The following is a 19,823-nucleotide window of genomic DNA, read 5'->3' as shown; positions in this document are numbered from 1 at the left end:
CGAGAGTTCAAAATATAAAGGTAATTAAATGAAGCAAATATCAAAAGTATTATCTAATTATTTGTAGATTTCATCTAACTCCTGAATTAACAAGACGTTTATATAACAATATTGTTATATAACAATATTGTTATGTATTGGAACGTGATACTATATTACCAGTAGGTTCTCCGGCAATCGGTGAAGATTTTATTGATCGCAAAAAAGAGGTTGAATACATCCTTTCAGCATTGAAAAAAGATAGCTTTCTTTTAATTGCACCTTGCAGATTTGGAAAAACTTCAATTATGAAAAGGGTAGAAAAAGAACTCTTGGATAAGGATAAGATTTGTGTTTTTCTCGAAGTGGAGGATGTGTACTCTCCACAACGTTTCTTATCTGAAATCGTGATGGCACTGGTTGAGAATGAAAAAATCAATCAAAAAACATGGCTAATATCATCATTAAAAAAGGCTTTCAATGGTTCAGAGAGAACATAGATGAACTTGAAACTCCATTTTTTAAAGCTAAACTCAGGACTAACATTGAAAATGACTTAAAAGACGATTGGATGGTAAAATCCAATCAGATATTTGAACTAATAAGTGGAATTGAAACAAATATCTATTTCATTATTGATGAGTTTCCTATAGCTATTAAAAATATAGAGCAAAAAGAAGCAGAAAAATTTCTGCATTGGTTCAGAAAACTAAGACAGGTTACTAAAAATCTGAGATTTGTTTTTGGTGGTTCGGTAAGCATAGACCGTGTGGTGAGGGATCTTGGAGGAGTTAGTACTATAAATGATCTAAAAAGGGTTAGAATCGGTGGTTTCCAGAAAAATGTAGCATTAAGTGTTATTGAAAAGGTGTTCAGCGAAGAAGAGTGGCATTACGAAGAATCATTTGGAGAGAAAATACTGGCATGTACCGGAGAAATTTACATACCGTACTTCGTAGCGATAATGCTCAGTGCTTTAAAAGAAGAAAAAGATCTAAGAAGTTTAGAAATCAACGAAGAACTTATCGAAAAAGTGTATAATCGCCATTTACTCGGAAATGAAGGGAAACATTATTTTGAGCATTATTCCCAAAGACTTTGCGTTTTCTATAAAGGAACAGGAGGCATGGAAGAAAAGGCCGCAAGAGCCTTATTAAGAAGGATATGTAGCGAAAATTATTATCCAATAAATCTTGCATTTGGAATTTATAAGCAGGAAACTGGAATCGATGATTATGAAAAATTCATGGATTTGATAGCTGACCTCGGTAATGATTTCTATATTGAGTATAATCCCAGAAAGGGGCTCAAATTCTACTCCAAAATGCTGGGGGATTGGTGGAGGGTGTATTATGGCGACAACTAATGATTTAATTCTTTACAGGTATTCACCTGAAAACATGCCCCAGGAGATTCTCAGGAAGCTCTTTGTGGGAAGGGAAAAACTTCTTAAAAGTATGGTCAAAGAAATTGAAAATGCCGCACGGAAAAAAACCCCAAGATTCTTGTTAATAATTGGACCAAGAGGAATAGGAAAATCTCATTTTTTGGTATTATTATTTCATGAAATAAACAATAAGTTTGGATCTTTCCTGATCCCAATAAAACTAAGGGAAGAAGAATATTCTGTTTATCGAGCATCTGATTTATTCCTGCGAATCCTGGAGGAAAAAAAAGAGGATACTAAAGAAATCCTATCACTTGCGAATGAAGATGAGATACTTCATGCTGCTATTGAAAAACTTAAATTCATATCAAAAAAGGATGGCAAAAGATACATCATTTTTATTGAAAACCTGCATGAATTGTTTAAACAGTTAGATACTCACGAACTTCAGAAATTAAGAGCAATCTTTCAAAAAAATGATTTTTTTTCAGTTGTAGCCTCCGCACCTATGATATTCCCGGGTATATCTGAACATGATGAACCATTCTATAATTTTTTCCAAATTCAATTTCTCAGCGAGTTTTCACTTGAGGAAATAAAAAATCTAATACAGAAAATTGCTGAAGCTGAAAATAACAAGAAATTTCTCGATGATTTCAAAAAATACGAACCGAAAATTCACGGCATGTCGCACCTTACAGGGGGGAGTCCAAGGCTTGTAATATTATTTTATGAAATGATTACGAGAGGAGAACTTGAAAATATAGAGAACGCTTTTTTCAAGATAATCGACGAACATACACCATACTACCAGGAGATATTCCAGCTTTTAACAGGGCAGAGAAGAAGGATATTTGATGCGGTTATTTCCTCTGGGACGCCAATTACACCCAAGCAGCTTTCAAAAGAAACTAGATTAGACCTTCCTACAGTCACAACCCAGTTGCGCAGACTTGAAACGGATGGATATGTCATTTCAAGACCTATGGGAAGATATACTAAATATGAAGTGAGGGAGAGGCTTTTCAGGTTGTGGCGGGAGATGAGGCAGCCTTTAGGAAAAAAGAGGGTATCTATCCTTTTGGAGTTTTTACAACTCTGGTATACACCAGAAGAGCGAAAAGAACTTTTTAAAACAAAATTTGAAATGCTTGAAGCAGGCAAAAAAACAGTGCTTAAGGATCTCTGTTATTACGCTGAAATCTTACCAAGAGAATTCAAGACGAATGCTCTACTCAAACTTACACCCAAGCTCATAGAACTTGGGGAATTGGAAGAAGCCTCCCATGAAATCAAGAATATGAAGAATATTGCAAAACAGACCGGAGATAGAGAATTAGAAGGGAGTATATTGCTGTATGAAGGGCGCTTATTGCTATCGGAGAAGAGATATAAAGAGGCAATTGAAATCTTCAATAACGCGTTGACTGCCTTTGATAATGCCTTAGAAATTAATCCTAATGATGAATTTGCTTTATCGATGAAAGGCAGTGCATTAGTAAATCTTAAAAAGTATAAAGAAGCTTTAGAGTTTTTCAATATAGTTTTAGAAATCTATCCAAATAATGAATTTATTTTATTAAGTAAAGGGTATGTGTTAGAAAATCTTGGCAGGTATGAAGAAGCTCTTGAAGCCTTCAATAAAGCTCTGGAAATTAATCCAAATTATGAATTTGCATTATCAAGAAAAGGCGATGTGTTGGAAAAAATCGGTAGATATGAAGAAGCTCTGGAGGAATTCAATAAGGCAATCGAGATAAATCCGAAGTATGGATATGCGTTTTCAAGGAAAGGTACTGCTTTATTTATTCTTGATAGAAATGAAGAAGCTTTGGAGGCATTGAATAAGGCAATTGAGATAAATTCAAAGGATGTACTTGCGTTTTTAATGAAAGGTGCTGCTTTAGTTATTCTTAATAGAAATGAAGAAGCTCTGGAAGCATTCAATAAGGCAACCGAGATCAATCCACTGGATGGATCAATTGAGAACATCATAAAGATTTATCTCAACCTTGTCCTCGATGAGTTAAAAAAAGAAAACCGTGGAAATGCAGCTAAATTCATGAAAGCAGTACATGACGCAAGTGCAAAGCTGCAAGAAGATAAAGTTGCCATATTACTAATGAATTTCCTGAAAAGCGCTGCCGATTCCGGAGATTTCCAGGTTGTTAAGGCAGCAGTTGATGAGATAATAAAATTGTACGGGAATAAGTATGAGGAACGTATCAATTTTATAATCAAGGCATTGGAAATCATTAAAACTAAAGACATACAAAAATATTATAACTTACAAATAGAGGAAAGAGAGATAGTAGGCGATATTGTAAAAAGGATTACTAAATCTGATGAACTGTTGCCAGAGGAAATTAGGAGAAAGGAAAGCCGTTTAACTGATTATATTGATGCTGAATAAATATATGTTGTAATAAATTAACATTACCTCTAATGAATCCCTCACACATCGCCAGATGCGCCCAGCTCGCCATGATCCTTGAGGTCTCAGCCACCCCGAAACCAGGCAACATCGACCGCGATCACAATTATACCGACACCCGCTTTGAACACTTCCTGGCAAGCGCTGTCGGGATTTATCCGGTACTTGAGAAGGCTGCTTCCTCAGAATCCGGAGTAGGAGAGCTTATCCACGAAGCAGTAATAGAAAGCAGTAAATGGCAAAGCGGCGGAAACACGCATTTCGGGGCATTTATTCTACTTATCCCGCTTGTGATGGCGGGAAGCAGGTGTGAAAATACAACGCGCCTGAAAGAGCAGGTTCAAAAGATCGTAAAGGAAACGACTGTTAATGACGCAGTTGAATTTTATCTGGCCTTTTCAAAAGTAAAAGTGAAAGTAAAACCTGTTGATAACCTTGACCTTTCTGATACTGGTTCCATTGAAAAAATAAAAGCACAGGGGTTGACTCTTTTTGATATGATGGAGATTTCCGGAAGCTATGATATGATCGCAGAAGAATGGATAAATGGTTTTGAGAAAACATTTGAATGCGCTGCAATGATAAAAGACAAAATCAGGAAATATGGGATAAATGATGCAGTGGTTCTTACATTCATGGAGCTTTTATCAAGAAACAGAGATACATTTGTTCAAACAAAATTTGATACAAAAAAAGCCGAAGAAGTTTCGATGCGGGCAGGGAATATCTTGAATTTGAACGGCGATATAAATAGGATTATGAATGGAATTCGCAAATTCGACATCGAACTATTGAATGAAGGTGTCAATCCAGGGTCAACTGCTGATATTATTATCGCAGGATTATTTGTTTCACTTTTTGAGGGGATGAGATTTTGATAAACCTCGAAGAATTCGGAATACAGGAGGGGATCTCTGAGGTTATTTTCACAAGCATGTCGATTGAAGGAATTCCAAATGCAGCGCCTATTGGCTTGCACATGAAGAACGGAAAACTTTTTGCCAGGATATACAAATCAAACACGCTGGATAATATAATCGAGAACTCTAAAGCGGCAGCAAATATTGTTGATGACCCGGCTTTGTTTGTTCAATCTGCTCTTTCTGATATTGGACCTGAGAGATTTGATTTTGTTGAAGGATTCCCTGTCCTGAAAGGTTCCCTTGGTTGGATCATCTTTGATTGCAGGGTCAGGAAAGGTGAAAATATTTCAGTCGTTGAACTCCAGGCAGTCAAATCAAAAATATTGACGCGAAAGATCAAGCCCGTAAATCGCGGCTCCAATGCTGTTATTGAAGCAACTGTACACGCTACACGATATATTGTGTTAAAAGAACAAAAATACCTTGATCACATTGATCATTATAACACAATTGTCCAGAAATGCGGCGGCCCGGGCGAAAAGGAAGCAATGAAGCTGCTTTATGATCTGATCAGGTTATGAGAGATTTCCAAAAGGTCAAAACAGCAGTATATCGGGACTATTTAAGATTTATGTGTTTTTTAGCAGCAGCGGTTGTCTCTCTTCCCTGTGGCGTTCTTTTAATAAACCCGATCTGGATAAGATATGGCTCATAAACTTCTTCAATTGTCCTGACTTCTTCTCCTACTGATATTGCAATAGTCTTGGCTCCGACAGGCCCGCCTCCGAAATCAGTTGAAATTACACCAAGTATGCGCCTGTCTAGCTCATCAAGTCCGAGCCTGTCGATCCCGAGCATTGTGAGCGCTTTATCCGCAACATCCTGAGTGATGTTGCCTTCTGCTTTCACGAGTGCAAAATCCCATACGCGCCGAAGCAGCCTGTTTGCTATGCGCGGTGTTCCGCGGCTTCTTTTTGCGATCTCAATAGAACCGTCCCTTGTTATTGGAATATTAAGGATAGAGGCGCTGCGGGAAACAACTTCTATTAGTTCATCCACGGAATACAGGTTAAGCCTGGAAATAAAACCGAACCTGTCACGAAATGGCGAACCAAGGAGACCCACTTTTGTCGTGGCGCCAATCAGGGTAAATCGTTCAAGGGTCAATTTTATGGAGCGCGCACTTGGGCCTTCACCAATCATGACGTCTATCTCGTAGTCTTCCATCGCAGGATAGAGGATTTCTTCAATAACCGAATTCAGGCGGTGTATCTCGTCAATGAAGAGCACATCACCTTTCTTGAGCGCAGTGAGGATCGCTGCAAGATCACCTGGTTTTTCAAGAACGGGGCCGGAAGTGCTTTTGATATTTGAGCCCAACTCATGTGCAATAATATGGGCAAGAGTTGTTTTTCCAAGGCCGGGCGGGCCTGAAAACAGGATATGGTCGAGGGGTTCGCCCCTTTTCTTTGATGCTTCTATGAAGATTTTCAAAGACTCCTTGAGAGCATGCTGCCCTATAAAATCATCCAGCCTGCCGGGGCGGATGGTGAGTTCTTCTTTGTCCTCTTTTTGTGATACCGGGGTTATTATTCGCTCTTCCATTATGGTTCATTCCTTCAATTTCAAGAGTGCAGCCTTGATTATCGTTTCAACCTTCTGTTCGCCCCCGGAAACCGCCTCCACTGCGCGTTCGGCCGACTGCCTGGGGAATCCAAGCGAAACAAGCGCAGACACTGCATCATAATTGGCACTACTTGTAGCCGGAAGTGCGAATCCTTCCATTTTCTTTGTCATTTTATCCCTCAATTCCAGTATCAGGCGCTTGGCATTCTTAGCGCCCACCCCGGAGATGCGGGTCAGGACTTTTTCATCCTCATGGATTATTGCAGCCGCAAGCTCTTCAATTTTAATTTGTGAAAGGATATTCATGGCGATCTGGGGCCCAACCCTTGTTACGCTTATGAGAAGCTTGAACATCTCAAGTTCGCTCTGGTTTAAAAAACCATATAATGTATGTGAGTCTTCCCTGACCTGAAGATAAGTATAAAGTTTTACTTTTTCTTTCTTACCTGTGAGTTCGTGCAATATCGGTTTTGTCACATTTACCTGGTATCCGATACCTCCGACATCAATAACTACAAATCCTTCGCCGTACTGGGAAATATCACCATATATATGGGAAATCATATATTATCTCATAATATTGATATGACATAAAGCAATCGACAGGCCATCAGCAGCATCATCGGGTTTTGGTATCTCATCAAGGTCAAGGAGTCTCTTTATCATTTCTTGCACCTGTTTCTTGTCAGCCCTTCCCGATCCCGTTATTGCCTGCTTCACCTGGTTTGGGGTGTATTCAAATATTGGAATATCCTGCTTCTGTGCTGCAAGGAATACTACACCTCTTGCCTCACTGACGCTCAACCCATTAGTGACATTCTTGCTGAAAAAGAGTTTTTCAACTGCGATAGCATCTGGTTTATATTTTTCAAAAAGAGATGTTATTTCGTTAAATATTTCCAGAAGGCGCTGAGGTGTTTGTTTATCGGCGGATGTCCTGATACAGCCGTAGCTTATGGGAGTGATGTTCCCGTTTTCTGCCCTTATCACTCCAAAGCCCACAGTTGCAAGCCCCGGGTCGATTCCGATAATGATCATGGTATTTATAAAGTGTTTTATCTTTATGTGCTTTTGCCATGCCACTATTTAGTGAACGAAAGCTTTATCCGAGAATAGTTTCAACCTTTATGATGAGAGCGGGAAAATGTGAATAAGAAATAATAAGATATCCCATTCTCGAAAAGATACTATAAACAAAGGTGGAATAATCATGCCAAAAATAGTAGTCGTATATTTAAGCACATCAGGAAACACAAAAGCCATGGCAGATGCTATCGTTGAAGGCGCATTATCAAGAAATGTCGATGCTGTCGCTATGAACTTCCATGAAGCAAAAATAGAAGAAATAAAATCCGCTGAGGCGATCGCGATCGGCTCATCAACATTCTATTATAAGATGCTGCCTCCGATGGAAAAGTTCATAGACAGCTTATCAAGAGCTGATGTCAAGGGAAAAATCGGAGCAGCCTTCGGGTCTTACGGCTGGAGCGGCGAAGCTCCGGGAATGATCGCCGAAAAGTTGCGTGAAATCGGTATGAAAGTCATTGATCCGGTCCTGCGTGTACAGTATAAACCTGAGGAGAAAGATCTTGAAGAATGCAAGCGCCTGGGAAAAGACCTTGCTGAGAAACTAAGAAAAGCCGGACCTGATAAATAAATTGTTCTGCGATAAACATTAGTATCAAAAATTACCATATTAAGAGCTAATGTGGACTATAATCCAGGAACAATTTAAAAACCACCCTGCCCAGGAAAAGGTGATCAGGTTGCTTCTGGAAAGAGGTTTCCAGATAAATGTACAGGGCAGGGTAGTTTCAGGCGGTATCGAAATACCTCACACACAGATCGCAAATGAGATAGAAGTTGATAGGAGAGTGGTTGACTCAACATGTGAAACTATTTCAAAGAATGAGAAACTGATGCAGATATTCCGGAATGTCCGCACGATACCTTTTTTAAGGGATGTGGCTCCACTACTGGGTCTTGGTGTGATAGTCATTGCGCCTGACAATGCTGCCCGCAAAGGTCTCCTCGGTGCGGTCGCAACAGCCGTATCAGAGCACGGAGTAATTATCAGGCAGGCCGTATCTGATGACCCCTACCTTACAGAAAATCCCCAGCTTACAATAATAACAGAAGGAAAAGCAAGCGGTGAACTTCTGGATTCGCTTACCAGAATAGAGGGCGTAAAGAGCGTGACAGTGTATTAGACGCTGTTTGTGTCATTATAGTTCCTAAATCTTAGTAATATGAATAATGCCATTTCAACCGATTATTTTACATCTTCGCAACAGCAGAAATCATATGCCTTGTATACAATTTCCCTTTGAACCGCTTTTCTTTTCGTGATTCAGTTATATTACAGGAAAAATCACTTAATAAGTCTTCCATTTCGCTTTTATCAAAATAATGATAAACTATATCGTTTTTCCTCGAAAAAGTATCCGGTTCAACCTCGATGCCTCCATATCGCATATCATCTTTCCCGAACACTTCAAGGAACAAAATACCTTCTTTTCTTAAAATGCGTCGAAATTCCCTGATTGTAAATTCCCTTTCTATCAATAAGAGATGCTGCAGCACACCATAACACCAGATGATATCAAAAGATTGATCCATAAAAGGCAATTGGAAAATATTCGCAGCTATGATACCTATATCAAGTTCACGGGTTTTGCTGCTTTCTCTTAACATTTGCAGGGCCTTAAATGAAACGTCCACGCCTACTACTTCAAATCCCCGCATCTTCAAAGGCAGCGAATATTTGCCGCTTCCGCAGCCTGCATCAAGCAGTCGCCCTTTTTTTAAACCATGATCCAACAGTTCAAGTGAATAATGACCTTTCCAGATACTTTTTCCATACTCATCTTCCCATGCTTTGATGTGATGCGCCATAGCTAAAAATTTTTATAGTCAAATATTATGTTCCTGACTATAACTGTAACTATTATGATACATGGGGATTATATTTGCATGATGAAAACAGCAATGACAATAGCAGGTGTGGACCCCGGGGGCGGGGCGGGAATAGCCGCAGACCTGAAGACGTTTGCAGCACTCGGGGTTCACGGAACCTGTATCATAACATCGGTTACTGCCCAAAATACACTGGGCGTTCTTAATTCCTTTGACTTGCCAGCAGATTTCATTGAAGAACAATTCGATGCTGTTGTAAGTGATATAAGAATTGATTACGCCAAGACCGGTATGCTTTCATCACCTGAAATTGTAAGAGTTGCAGCCAGGCTTGTAAAAAAAGAAAAACTGCCTCTTGTTATTGATCCTGTAATGGCTGCCGAAGCAGGTGGAACTTTGCTGAAAAGTGAAGCAATTCAGGTTTTAATAGAGGAACTCCTGCCTCTTTCTGAAGTGGTCACTCCTAATATTTCAGAAGCGCAGAGGCTTTCCGGCATAAAAATAAGAGATATCTCAGACGCCAGTAAAGCTGCAAGGATAATTTCAGAACTTGGCGCTAAATCCGTTATTGTTACAGGTGGACATCTTAAAGGAACGGACATCCTTTATTCAAATGGGGAATTCATCCAGATTAAAGGAAAATTGATAAAAGGAGGTACCCACGGCTCCGGATGTACGCACTCGGCTGTCATTACAGCACAACTTTCAAAAGGAGCGACCCTTATAGAGGCTGCTCACTGTGCAAAGGAATTCGTAGAACAGGCAATAACCCTGAGCTTTAAAATTGGGAAAGGAGCAGCCCCGGTAAATCAAATCGGGCATATTCTTACCGATGCCCGGAGATTCAATGTTATCAGGAATATAGAACAAGCCCTTGACTTGATCAAAAAGAGCCAGGGATTTTCCAACCTGATCCCTGAGGTTGGATGTAATATCGCTATGGGTATCCCCGATGCTTCTTCAGTTTCAGATATAGCCGCAGTTTCAGGAAGGATCGTCCGTTTGAAAAATGAACCTCACGCGGTAGGATGCATTGCTTTTGGCGCAAGCAGTCATATTGCCAGGATTGTATTGACCGCCATGCATTACAATGACATGATAAGAGCTTCAATGAATATCCGGTATTCAGAGGAGGCGCTTTTTGCATGTAAAGATCTTGGTTTTTCCATTGCGTCATTCAGGAGGGAGGATGAGCCTGAAGGTGTATCTACTATGGAATGGGGGGTATCGGATGCAATAAACAGAGCTAAGAAAGTGCCTGATGTTATTTATGATAAAGGCGGCGTCGGAAAAGAAGCAATGATAAGGCTTCTGGGGCGCAATGCCGTGGAAGTGGCAGGAAAAGCCACAAAGATAGCAGGTTTGATGAATAAATGAAGAAATTTTGAAGGCCAGCATTATCCTTATAAACCCAATGAGCATAATAGTTCATCCAGTACTTATTTATATTAAATTATAATTCCGGACAAATATGATATTCGAAAAAATACCCACAGTTCCCACAGCCGAAGAACTTCTTGACAAATCCTACAGCAGAGCAACCCGGGCCAAACGAGGAAAGCAGATCCTTGACAGGAAATCCAAGCTTCAGGCTGAAGAATCAATGCTTCTCACAGCAGCAAATATACTAAGCGACAATCTTACCCATATAGTCAGGAAATTCCCGAGCCTTGAACAGCTGCCACCTTTTTATCTTGAGCTTGCAGAGGTATTGGTGGGTGTCGAAGAGATGAAAATGAACCTGGCCTCTGTGCAATGGGCTGGTGAAAAAGTAGGAGCCCTGGCAAGAAAATATGTCGGTATCATGAGAGAAGCCGATGATCCAAAACCGGTGCGAAAACAGGCATTTGGAAGGATCTCATCTATTGTCGAAAGTGTTGATGGCAACCTGCGCTTCCTTAATGAAGCACGTAACAAGCTAAGAAAGCTTCCTGCTATAGATGAAGGGCCTGCTATCGTTGTTGCAGGCTACCCGAACGTAGGGAAGTCAAGTTTCGTGGCACTTGTGAGCAGTGCCCATCCTGAGATAGCTCCTTATCCCTTCACGACGAAAGGGCTGGCTGTAGGGCATTTTACACGAAATGGGATACGGTATCAGGTAATTGATACTCCCGGGCTTCTTGACAGGCCGCTTGAAGCAAGAAATGAAATAGAACGTCAGGCAATATCTGCACTAAAACATGTCGGAAAAGTAATACTTTATATTATTGACCCGTCTGAGACATGCGGTTATTCTCTTGATATCCAGATACATCTTCTTGAAGAGATAAAGAACAGGTTTGCAGTGCCATTTCTTATTGTTGCGAACAAGAAGGATATTTCAGTTACGGAAATCGGCGATATGAGTATGTCTACATTAACTGGTGAGGGCGTCGATGCAGTACTTGAGAGATTGCTGGAAATGATGCCTTTGATTGATCCATTCTAAAAATAAAAAAATAAAAGGAGTTTTTATATTAACTCCTTTTGTCCTGCAAAATATTGAATATCTATTTCTTATCCTCATCAACTACCTTATATTCAGCATCCGTTACTTTCTCATCCGTCTTAGCTTCCTGTTGACCTGCCTGCTGCTCACCCTGCGGTTCTTGCTGTGCCTGTTGTTGCCCCTGTTGTTGCTGAGCCTGCTGCTGGTATAATAAGGTGCTGATAGCGTGCATCTCTTTTGTAAGGTCTTCGATTGCTGATTTTATCCTGTTCACATCGTCGCTCTTGATTGCATCCTTCATATTCTCAAGAGCTTTTTCGACTGTCTGTTTCTGGTCGCCACTGACTTTATCTCCGAGCTCTTTAAGGGTCTTCTCTGTAGTGTATACAAGCGTATCAGCCTGGTTGAGCAGTTCCACCTTTTCTTTTCGCTTTTTGTCTTCCTCTGCAAATTTCTCAGCGTCTTTTATCTTTCTGTCTATTTCATCAGAAGCCATCTTAAGGGGCGCTGTTATCGTCATCTTCTGCTCTTTACCCGTTCCAAGGTCTTTTGCGGTTACATGAAGGATACCGTTAGCATCGATATCAAAAGTAACCTCTATCTGCGGGACCCCGCGTGGTGCTGGCGGAATACCTACGAGATTGAACCTTCCAAGTGTAACGTTATCATATGACATAGCTCTCTCTCCCTGCAGGACATGGATTTCAACGGTTGTCTGGCTATCAGCCGCTGTTGAGAATATCTGGCTTTTTCGCGTCGGGATCGTGGTGTTCCTGTCAATGAGCTTTGTCATTACATGGCCCAGCGTTTCAATACCAAGTGTCAGAGGTGTAACGTCAAGAAGAAGAATGTCCTTCACTTCGCCTGCAAGCACACCTGCCTGGATAGCTGCGCCCATCGCCACGCATTCCATGGGATCAACACCACCTTCCACTTTCTTGCCAACATAGTCCTCTACGAATTTCTGTACTATTGGCATTCTTGTAGGTCCGCCAACAAGGATAACTCTTTTAATATCATCCTTTGTAAGTTTTGCATCAGATAAAGCCTGCTCCATTGGCGCACGGCATCTATCTATAACAGGGCGTATCACTTCTTCAAGTTTTGACCGTGTCAATGCCATTGTCAGGTGTTTGGGACCGCTGGCATCTGCTGTTATGAATGGCTGGTTTATTTCAGTAGTAAGTGATGTGGAAAGCTCAATCTTTGCTTTTTCTGCTGCATCCCTTAATCTCTGGTTGGCAACCCTGTCTTTTCGAAGATCAATACCGTGTTCTTTTTTGAATTCCTCAGCAATATAATCCACCAGCCTGTTATCCATGTCTGTGCCGCCAAGCTGCGTATCCCCTGCAGTGGACTTGACTTCAAATACGCCGCCGCCCAGTTCCATAATGGTCACATCAAGGGTGCCTCCCCCCAGGTCGAAAACCATGATCTTCTGGTCCCCTGCCTTGTCAAGACCGTACGCAAGGGAAGCAGCTGTGGGCTCGTTGATGATCCTCACTACCTCAAGTCCTGCAATCTCTCCTGCATCCTTGGTTGCCTGTCTCTGGTTATCATTGAAATACGCTGGCACTGTAATTACTGCTTTTTCTACCTTCTCACCAAGAAATGCCTCTGCATCCTGTTTTATTTTCTGCAACAGGAACGCTGAAAGTTCCTGCGGCCGGTATTCCTTGCCCCGGAGGTTATATTTGTAGTCAGTACCCATTTTTCTCTTGAATGCATAGGCTGTGCCTTCAGGATTTGTTACTGCCTGCCTTCTTGCCGCTTCCCCGGTTAATCTCTGGCCATCTTTTGTGAATGCCACATATGATGGAAATGCCTTTCCTCCCAGGGATACACCCTCTGCACTTGGTATAATCACTGGTCTATTCCCCTGCATGACTGCAGCTGCTGAATTGCTTGTACCCAAATCGATTCCGATTATTTTAGCCATTATTTCACCTCATTTTCTGTTTCATCATAAGATTCTTTTTCTGATTCCTTCTTTTTCGATACTCTTACCTTAGAATAACGAATGACTTTCCCATTTAACATGTAACCTTTTGCAAATTCTTCAAGTATTATGTCCTCTGCCTGGTCATCTGTAAGCGTCTGCATCATAGCTTCATGTCTTGAGTGGTCGAATTTTTCACCAAGAGCTTTAATGGGGACAAGACCGTTTTTTTCAAGCACGGCCTTGAATTTCTTATATACAAGTTCCATGCCTTCGACCAATTTATCCGTGTTATCAGCTTTTTTGGCGTTTTCAATTCCCCGCTCAAGACTCTCAAATACATCTATAAATTCCTGTATTAGCTTTTCATTTGCGTATTTTACAAACTCATCCCGCTCTTTGATGTTTCTCTTTCGGAGATTATCGAATTCCGCATTCAGGCGAAGACACCTGTCTTTTTCTTCTGCGAGTTGTTTTTTTACAATACCTAATTCTTTATCGAGTTTTTCTTCTGTTGTTTCAGTTATCTCCTCTTGCGCTTCCGGGGATTCCACTCCTGCTTCTGTTTCCCCTGCATCCCCTTTATTATTGTTTTTACTTGTTTTCAATTAACGACTCCATCCAGAATTAAAATTAAATTTCAGATCCATGCAACACAACACCACTTTCCCTAAGATATTATGTTAATTTGAAATTCATTCTATATAATGTTAGTCTTCTCCCACATCAGGGGCCTGAATACCATCATAATAGTCCGCCGTATGTTCGGGTTTGACATCCATCATGCCTGTTTCTTTTGCTGTCAGGATATCGTTGATCCTCAGGATCATCACTGCCGCATCAGTTGCCGACTTGATTTCCTGGGTTTTTACACGAAGAGGTTCAATTACACCGATTTTGAGCATGTCTTCTGCTTTCCCTGAAAAAACATTCAGTCCCACGTTTTTTGCGCCTTTATCATGCTTATTCCTGAGCCCGACTATAATATCAATCGCATCAAGACCTGCATTTTCTGCTATGGCTTTGGGTATTTCCTCAAGCGCATCCGCATATGCCATTATCGCTAATTGCTCCCTTCCTCCGTATGTTGTTGCGTATTTGCGCAGTCTTGTGGCAATCTCTATTTCCGGTGAGCCGCCTCCTGCTACGATTTTTCCGTCTTCTATGACAACACCAACTACACGCAAGGCATCATCAAGGGCCCGCTCCACTTCATCAGCAACATGCTCTGCGCCGCTGTAGATCAAAATAGATACTGCTTTTGGATTCTCGCAGCCCTCTACATAGACCATTTTATAATTGCCAACGCCCCGCTCTTCTACAAGAGCTGCTTTTCCAAGATCCGTTGCTTCAACGCCGTCCAGTTTTGAGACTACACGGGCTCCTGTGGCTTTTACAAGTTTCTTAAGTTCTTCACTATTGCATCTTCTTACTGCAAAGATACCTTTCTTTGCGAGGTAATGCATACCGATATCATCTATGCCTTTTTCAGTAAATATGACGTTTGCGCCGCTTTTTGCTAAGGCTTCGATTTTCTCTTCTACAAGCTTACTCTCTTCAAGCCTTGCTTCGGAAACGAGTTCCGGAGACGTTATCTTTAGCGTTGATTTAACCTGTGTCTTCTCTACTTCTATTCCGGTATCAAGTGCCGCTATTTTTGCATTCTCAACACGCTTTGGCATATTCTTATGCGCCCTTGCTTTGTCAATAACAAGCCCATGAATGAATTTTGTATCTTTTATGCTGCCGCCGCGCTGGTGTATAATATTGATATTTTCCTTTATGTTAACTTTTCCGCCTTCTTTAATCGATCTGGCGGTCTCGACACATAACCTGACGAGTGAATCAAGAGCAAGGTCTGCACTTTTCCCGGTAAGAGCTGTTTTTGCGATGTTCTCAAGCACTTCATCAGAAGCATCAATAGCGATCTCATCAAGGATCTCAAGAGCTTTTATTGACGCAAGGCTGTAACCTCTTGTGATCATTGTGGGATGAACACCCTGTTCAACAAGAGTATGGGCTTTATTTAATAACTCGCCAGAAAGAACGACTACGCTTGTTGTTCCGTCGCCAGCCTTATCTTCCTGTGTGCGTGCAACTTCAACCATCATTTTTGCAGCCGGATGCTTTATATCCATTTTTCGCAATATTGTGGCACCATCATTGGTGATAACGACATCCCCTACAGCATCAACAAGCATTTTGTCCATGCCTTTCGGGCCAAGTGTTGTTCTTACTGCATCTGCTACCGCTTTTGCTGCTGAGATATTAAATCCCAGCGCATCTTTTCCCTGTGTTCTTGTGCTATCCCTGTCTAATATGATAATAGGCTGTCCGTTTAACTGTCCTGCCATAATGAGTTACCTCCAAAATGAAGATGTTTCTAAGTGTTTGTAGTTCTATAAATAATTTGCGCGTAAAAAGCACTGATTTTCTTTATTTTTTATGAAAATCGGAAGAAAAATATATCTATACTGTACACGATTTCATTATTTATTAGGAAACTTTGATCTTTTGTCTTCTTTCCTGCAACAGGTCTATAAATTCGTCTTTATCATTGAATTTTTCAAGCTCTTTATTATCAATAACAACAGTCCCTTCAATATTCTTTGTTTTACTCACTCCCTGGATAATTAATAGCGACTGGGTCCCGGCGACTTCTGATATACTGCTCATCAGATGCGCTTTCTTCACCATAGTACGTGAGTATTCTGCCACCCCTGTTAATATCGTAGCATCCTCATCTCTTCGGTTTGAGGACTGCGATTGTGATACTGCGTCAAATGGCGCCTGTGAAATAGGCATGACATTAAAACCCATATCCTGCAGGATGGAGAATACATTTGAATGTTCCAGTGTCATCTCCTGTTTTTGCGTATCTTCACGATAAAGTTTGTCAAATAAGTTGACTGAAACTGTAAATCCCCGGTCCATTAATTCTTCAAGCTTGACAGCTACATCAACACTTGCTGCCATTTCCCCGTCTTCATATTTGCTTATCGTTCTTCTCGAAACGCCAAGCATGGAGGCAAGAGCACCGAGGGAGATGTTTTTCCTGATACGTTCCTCTTTAAGGATATTTCCTTCAATATTTACATATAAACCGCCATGTTCAGCATATATTAGTGGCGGCAGATCATCAATAAAATAATCCTGCATCGTTTTTATGTCAAATGCGGGAACCCCATACCTGAAGTATACTACGCCTGTTTCCAGTGAATGATCACGGGTTTTTTCGCCAATGACTATTGGATATCCATGCAGTTGTTTCGAAAGGATCTGCATTTCCCTTGTAGTTTCTTCATTCAGGCCATCGATGTTGGAAATTACTTTTATCAATAGCAATAAATTATCTCTTCTTACTGCTATATCAAAACTCCTGGGACGGGTGTCACAACGTTCTGAAATGATAAAGCCCGCACGGGTCAGAATGACAAAAGCCCTATTTATGAGCGACTCTTTATTCATTAAATTTTGATTGTTTCTTCATCTATATAAAAGGTTGCCAATAATTTTTATATAAGTATGTATGTGTGAGGGTTATGATTATAGGACTCGATGACACCGATTCAAGAGACGGCATGTGCACGACCTATCTTATGGCGGTGCTGATCGGAAAACTCAATGCTTTCGGGCATTTGAAGGATTATCCGCTTCTTGTTCGCCTTAATCCGAATATCAAATACAAAACACGAGGCAATGCAGCATTGGCCATATATATTGAACTCAATGACCGAAATGATGCACAAAAAGTCAGGGAGCTTGTAATTGGTACGGTTGAAAGAATGGCCGTTTTTTCCGAAGAAAATACAAATCCGGGAATCGTTTTTATCGAAAATCCAACACAAAGTATGACAAAAGACCTTTCCGGATTTTCCATGCGAGCTGTCCGGGATGTATTGGAAATTCGTGAAGCAAAGGAGATATTAAGTCGCCATGATATTGCACACAGGGGATATAAGAATGAAAGAGGTTTAATCGGAGCACTCGCAGCGGCTGGTTTTGCATTATGCGGCCTTCCTGATTACACATATGAGCTTATTGCATACCGCGAACCAACAAGCTGGGGCTCATTGCGTGAAATTGATTCCGGATCGGTATTTGCAGCAGATGCTGCAACGTATCCTGATACGTGGGATACGGTTGATATCGAAAATGAACGAATAGTTTTTGCTCCTCACTCGCCTGATCCCATTCTTTTCGGAATACGAGGAAAAAGCGAAGAAGCCGTAAGACGTGCGTTTTCGATGATAAAAAGCGAGCCTGTGGAACGGCATGTTATTTTTAAAACGAACCAGAACACTGATATGCATCTTATCAGGGCAAATATCCATGAAGCTGAGGAGGATCGCTCTTATATTCTTGAAGGCATTGTCAGCAAACCCCCAAAAACAATAACCGGAGGGCACATCATCTTTGAAATTTCAGAGAACGGCGCGTCCATTGAGTGCGCAGCATTTGAACCTACAAAAGGTTTCAGGCGCATTATCAGGGAACTCAGGGCAGGGGATGAAATAAGAGTCTTCGGAAGTGTTAAAGATAGTACTCTTAACCTTGAAAAGATCAAGATCGATCGATTGAATATGCAGGAATTGAGAAATCCGGTGTGTTGCGATAAACGAATGAAATCTATGGGAAAAGGCCAGGGTTATAGATGCGAGAAATGCGGCGCAGTGAAAAAAGAACAGGTGGTAGAGACCTTACAGAGAAATATTTCACCGGGGTTTTATGAAGTTCCGCCATGCGCAAGGCGACACCTGTCAAAGCCGCTTGTCAGATTTTCATTTTATAGTACATAAAATAATTCGACAGATTTTCACGGATTTTTATATTTCAATCACCGGCGGTGACATTCTCTTGTGTCCGCTTGATGAGATTCGTGCCTCCAGTTTATCAACAATTCCGGACGGAAATTTGTCTTTTATCCCGGATATGTTCTTTTTTTCATCGACAAGCATGGTGAGTATCTGATCGGCCATCTCATAGGACACGCCCAGTTCACTTTCATCGGTTTGCCCGGGCCACAGTCCTGCTGTTGGTGTTTTTTCGATTATCCGGGAAGGAATACCCATGTATTTTGACAGGCTGCGCACCTGGGTTTTATAAAGATCCCCAATCGGTTCGATATCAACGCCACCATCTCCGTATTTTGTAAAATATCCGAGAAGGAGTTCTGTCTTATTCCCGGTCCCGACCACCATGCGGCCCATAAGGTTTGCATAATAATACAATATGCACATACGTATTCGCGCTTTCAGGTTGCCGTTAGCTGTTTTTGCCTTGCTGTTAAAAATGGGAATTGCGGATGAAAACGAAGCAAGAACAGGAGATATTTCAATTATTTTATATTCAATGCCAAGGATATTGGCGACCTCAATGGCATCATCAATATCCTGCTTTGATGAGATGCCTTTTTCCGGGAGCAGCAAGCCAAGGACATTTTCCTTGCCAAGGGCGGAAACTGTAAGGTATGCAGTCAATGCGGAATCTATACCTCCGCTTAAACCGATGACAGCCCCGCTTGCTCCTGATCCTGTGACTCTGAAGCTTATAAAAGCAACAATTTTATCTTTTATTTCAGGATAACTTATATTTTTCATGCTACCTAACAGTTATTAAGACTCAGTACTTTATAAGTTTATTGAGTTATTTATGAGCTTGTAATGAGGAAAGCTAATAAAAGAATTTACACAGAATCTGATGCAATAGAAAAGGCCCTGCATGAATATTGCACGCGCTTGAAAAGAGATTCAATCCAATTTGCATTATTCTCTATGGCTCCAGAGCTAAAGGGACTTTTACAAATACCAGCGATATAGATATTATAGTAATAAGCAATAACTTCGAACAGGATTTTCTATTCAGGATAAAGGATTTGATAGATTCAAATACTTCATCTTTTCATATTGAACCTCTTGGTTATACTCAATCTGAGTTTGAAATAATGCTTGAATCATACAGAATTACAGCGCTTGATGCAATAAGTGAAGGGATACCATTATTTGGTGCTGAATACTTCAACAGTTTGAAGGATAAACTCAGCGAACTTGAAAAAAATGGACTCTATAAAAGCAAAACTTCATGGCATATTCCAGTCGCTGTGATGGGGTAATGTTAGAAATCAATTTATAAAGGATTTTTCCATTTCAAATATTACTTCGTATGAAAAATCTATCCCGTCCATTCAGGTTAAACGTGTATAAAACAGATTACCTTAATAAATAATTTAGGTAACTTGATAAGTTTTCTAA

20 protein-coding genes are annotated in these 19,823 nt (G+C 40.8%); 11 read left to right on the top strand and 9 right to left on the bottom strand.

Features of this window, described 5'->3' with window-relative positions; translation table 11 throughout:
- Positions 1–137: 137 nt before the first annotated feature.
- Genes FIB07_16750 through FIB07_16730 form a run of 5 tightly spaced genes read left to right on the top strand, consistent with a single transcriptional unit; the run spans position 138 to position 5,244 of the window.
- The gene (locus FIB07_16750) at positions 138–479 is read left to right on the top strand and encodes an ATP-binding protein (protein ID NJD54497.1); all 342 of its coding nucleotides are present in this window, start codon (positions 138–140) and stop codon (positions 477–479) included.
- Positions 428–1,345 (top strand): hypothetical protein, encoded by a 918-nt coding sequence (locus FIB07_16745; GenBank protein NJD54496.1) that lies wholly within the window; start codon positions 428–430, stop codon positions 1,343–1,345. The genes FIB07_16750 and FIB07_16745 overlap by 52 nt, the downstream gene beginning before the upstream one ends.
- The gene (locus FIB07_16740) at positions 1,251–3,779 is read left to right on the top strand and encodes a tetratricopeptide repeat protein (protein NJD54495.1); all 2,529 of its coding nucleotides are present in this window, start codon (positions 1,251–1,253) and stop codon (positions 3,777–3,779) included. Before FIB07_16745 ends, FIB07_16740 begins: the two co-directional genes overlap by 95 nt.
- Positions 3,780–3,811: 32 nt before the next feature.
- Complete coding sequence (locus FIB07_16735) at positions 3,812–4,678, top strand: hypothetical protein (GenBank protein ID NJD54494.1); 867 nt, start codon at positions 3,812–3,814, stop codon at positions 4,676–4,678.
- Positions 4,675–5,244 (top strand): DUF447 family protein, encoded by a 570-nt coding sequence (locus FIB07_16730; protein NJD54493.1) that lies wholly within the window; start codon positions 4,675–4,677, stop codon positions 5,242–5,244. Before FIB07_16735 ends, FIB07_16730 begins: the two co-directional genes overlap by 4 nt.
- Before the next feature lie 37 nt (positions 5,245–5,281).
- On the opposite strand, the gene ruvB is transcribed toward FIB07_16730, so the two are convergent.
- Genes ruvB through ruvC form a run of 3 tightly spaced genes read right to left on the bottom strand, consistent with a single transcriptional unit; the run spans position 5,282 to position 7,327 of the window.
- Positions 5,282–6,268, bottom strand: a complete 987-nt coding sequence (gene ruvB / locus FIB07_16725) for a Holliday junction branch migration DNA helicase RuvB (GenBank protein NJD54492.1) — start codon at positions 6,266–6,268, stop codon at positions 5,282–5,284.
- A 6-nt stretch (positions 6,269–6,274) separates the two neighbouring features.
- On the bottom strand, positions 6,275–6,853 hold the full coding sequence (gene ruvA / locus FIB07_16720) for a Holliday junction branch migration protein RuvA (GenBank protein ID NJD54491.1): 579 nt from the start codon (positions 6,851–6,853) through the stop codon (positions 6,275–6,277).
- Positions 6,854–6,856: 3 nt separating this feature from the next.
- On the bottom strand, positions 6,857–7,327 hold the full coding sequence (gene ruvC, locus FIB07_16715; GenBank protein ID NJD54490.1) for a crossover junction endodeoxyribonuclease RuvC: 471 nt from the start codon (positions 7,325–7,327) through the stop codon (positions 6,857–6,859).
- Between the two features lie 172 nt (positions 7,328–7,499).
- On the opposite strand from ruvC, the gene FIB07_16710 reads away from it, so the two are divergent.
- Positions 7,500–7,946 (top strand): FprA family A-type flavoprotein, encoded by a 447-nt coding sequence (locus FIB07_16710; GenBank protein ID NJD54489.1) that lies wholly within the window; start codon positions 7,500–7,502, stop codon positions 7,944–7,946.
- 49 nt (positions 7,947–7,995) lie between these two features.
- Positions 7,996–8,499 carry an amino acid-binding protein gene (locus tag FIB07_16705; protein ID NJD54488.1) on the top strand — a complete coding sequence of 168 codons (504 nt, stop codon included), beginning with the start codon at positions 7,996–7,998 and terminating at the stop codon, positions 8,497–8,499.
- Between the two features lie 67 nt (positions 8,500–8,566).
- Here FIB07_16705 and FIB07_16700 read toward each other — a convergent pair whose 3' ends face one another.
- Positions 8,567–9,184, bottom strand: coding sequence for a class I SAM-dependent methyltransferase (locus FIB07_16700; GenBank protein NJD54487.1), 618 nt, complete (start codon positions 9,182–9,184; stop codon positions 8,567–8,569).
- A gap of 81 nt (positions 9,185–9,265) precedes the next feature.
- Between FIB07_16700 and thiD the strand changes: the two genes are divergently transcribed.
- Both thiD and FIB07_16690 read left to right on the top strand, forming a co-directional pair.
- On the top strand, positions 9,266–10,582 hold the full coding sequence (gene thiD, locus FIB07_16695) for a bifunctional hydroxymethylpyrimidine kinase/phosphomethylpyrimidine kinase (GenBank protein ID NJD54486.1): 1,317 nt from the start codon (positions 9,266–9,268) through the stop codon (positions 10,580–10,582).
- A 94-nt stretch (positions 10,583–10,676) separates the two neighbouring features.
- Positions 10,677–11,633 carry an NOG1 family protein gene (locus FIB07_16690; protein NJD54485.1) on the top strand — a complete coding sequence of 319 codons (957 nt, stop codon included), beginning with the start codon at positions 10,677–10,679 and terminating at the stop codon, positions 11,631–11,633.
- A 61-nt stretch (positions 11,634–11,694) separates the two neighbouring features.
- Here FIB07_16690 and dnaK read toward each other — a convergent pair whose 3' ends face one another.
- From dnaK to FIB07_16670, 4 genes are all read right to left on the bottom strand, one after another.
- Positions 11,695–13,572, bottom strand: coding sequence for a molecular chaperone DnaK (gene dnaK, locus FIB07_16685; protein ID NJD54484.1), 1,878 nt, complete (start codon positions 13,570–13,572; stop codon positions 11,695–11,697).
- Entirely contained in the window at positions 13,572–14,126 is a 555-nt protein-coding gene (locus FIB07_16680; GenBank protein NJD54483.1) for a nucleotide exchange factor GrpE, read from the bottom strand. The genes dnaK and FIB07_16680 overlap by 1 nt, the downstream gene beginning before the upstream one ends.
- Before the next feature lie 156 nt (positions 14,127–14,282).
- Positions 14,283–15,926: a thermosome subunit gene (locus FIB07_16675; protein ID NJD54482.1), complete on the bottom strand. Its 1,644-nt coding sequence runs from the start codon at positions 15,924–15,926 to the stop codon at positions 14,283–14,285.
- 142 nt (positions 15,927–16,068) lie between these two features.
- Positions 16,069–17,040 carry a transcriptional regulator gene (locus tag FIB07_16670; GenBank protein NJD54481.1) on the bottom strand — a complete coding sequence of 324 codons (972 nt, stop codon included), beginning with the start codon at positions 17,038–17,040 and terminating at the stop codon, positions 16,069–16,071.
- 74 nt (positions 17,041–17,114) lie between these two features.
- Between FIB07_16670 and FIB07_16665 the strand changes: the two genes are divergently transcribed.
- On the top strand, positions 17,115–18,371 hold the full coding sequence (locus FIB07_16665; GenBank protein NJD54480.1) for a DUF1743 domain-containing protein: 1,257 nt from the start codon (positions 17,115–17,117) through the stop codon (positions 18,369–18,371).
- A gap of 27 nt (positions 18,372–18,398) precedes the next feature.
- On the opposite strand, the gene FIB07_16660 is transcribed toward FIB07_16665, so the two are convergent.
- Complete coding sequence (locus FIB07_16660) at positions 18,399–19,163, bottom strand: NAD+ synthase (protein ID NJD54479.1); 765 nt, start codon at positions 19,161–19,163, stop codon at positions 18,399–18,401.
- A gap of 134 nt (positions 19,164–19,297) precedes the next feature.
- Between FIB07_16660 and FIB07_16655 the strand changes: the two genes are divergently transcribed.
- Complete coding sequence (locus tag FIB07_16655; GenBank protein NJD54478.1) at positions 19,298–19,684, top strand: nucleotidyltransferase domain-containing protein; 387 nt, start codon at positions 19,298–19,300, stop codon at positions 19,682–19,684.
- Positions 19,685–19,823 lie beyond the last annotated feature (139 nt).

The sequence above is a fragment of the Candidatus Methanoperedens sp. genome, assembly GCA_012026795.1.
Taxonomy (GTDB): domain Archaea; phylum Halobacteriota; class Methanosarcinia; order Methanosarcinales; family Methanoperedenaceae; genus Methanoperedens.
The sequence above is the reverse complement of the archived record's forward strand: the minus strand, read 5'-3'. Positions and strand labels throughout refer to the sequence as shown.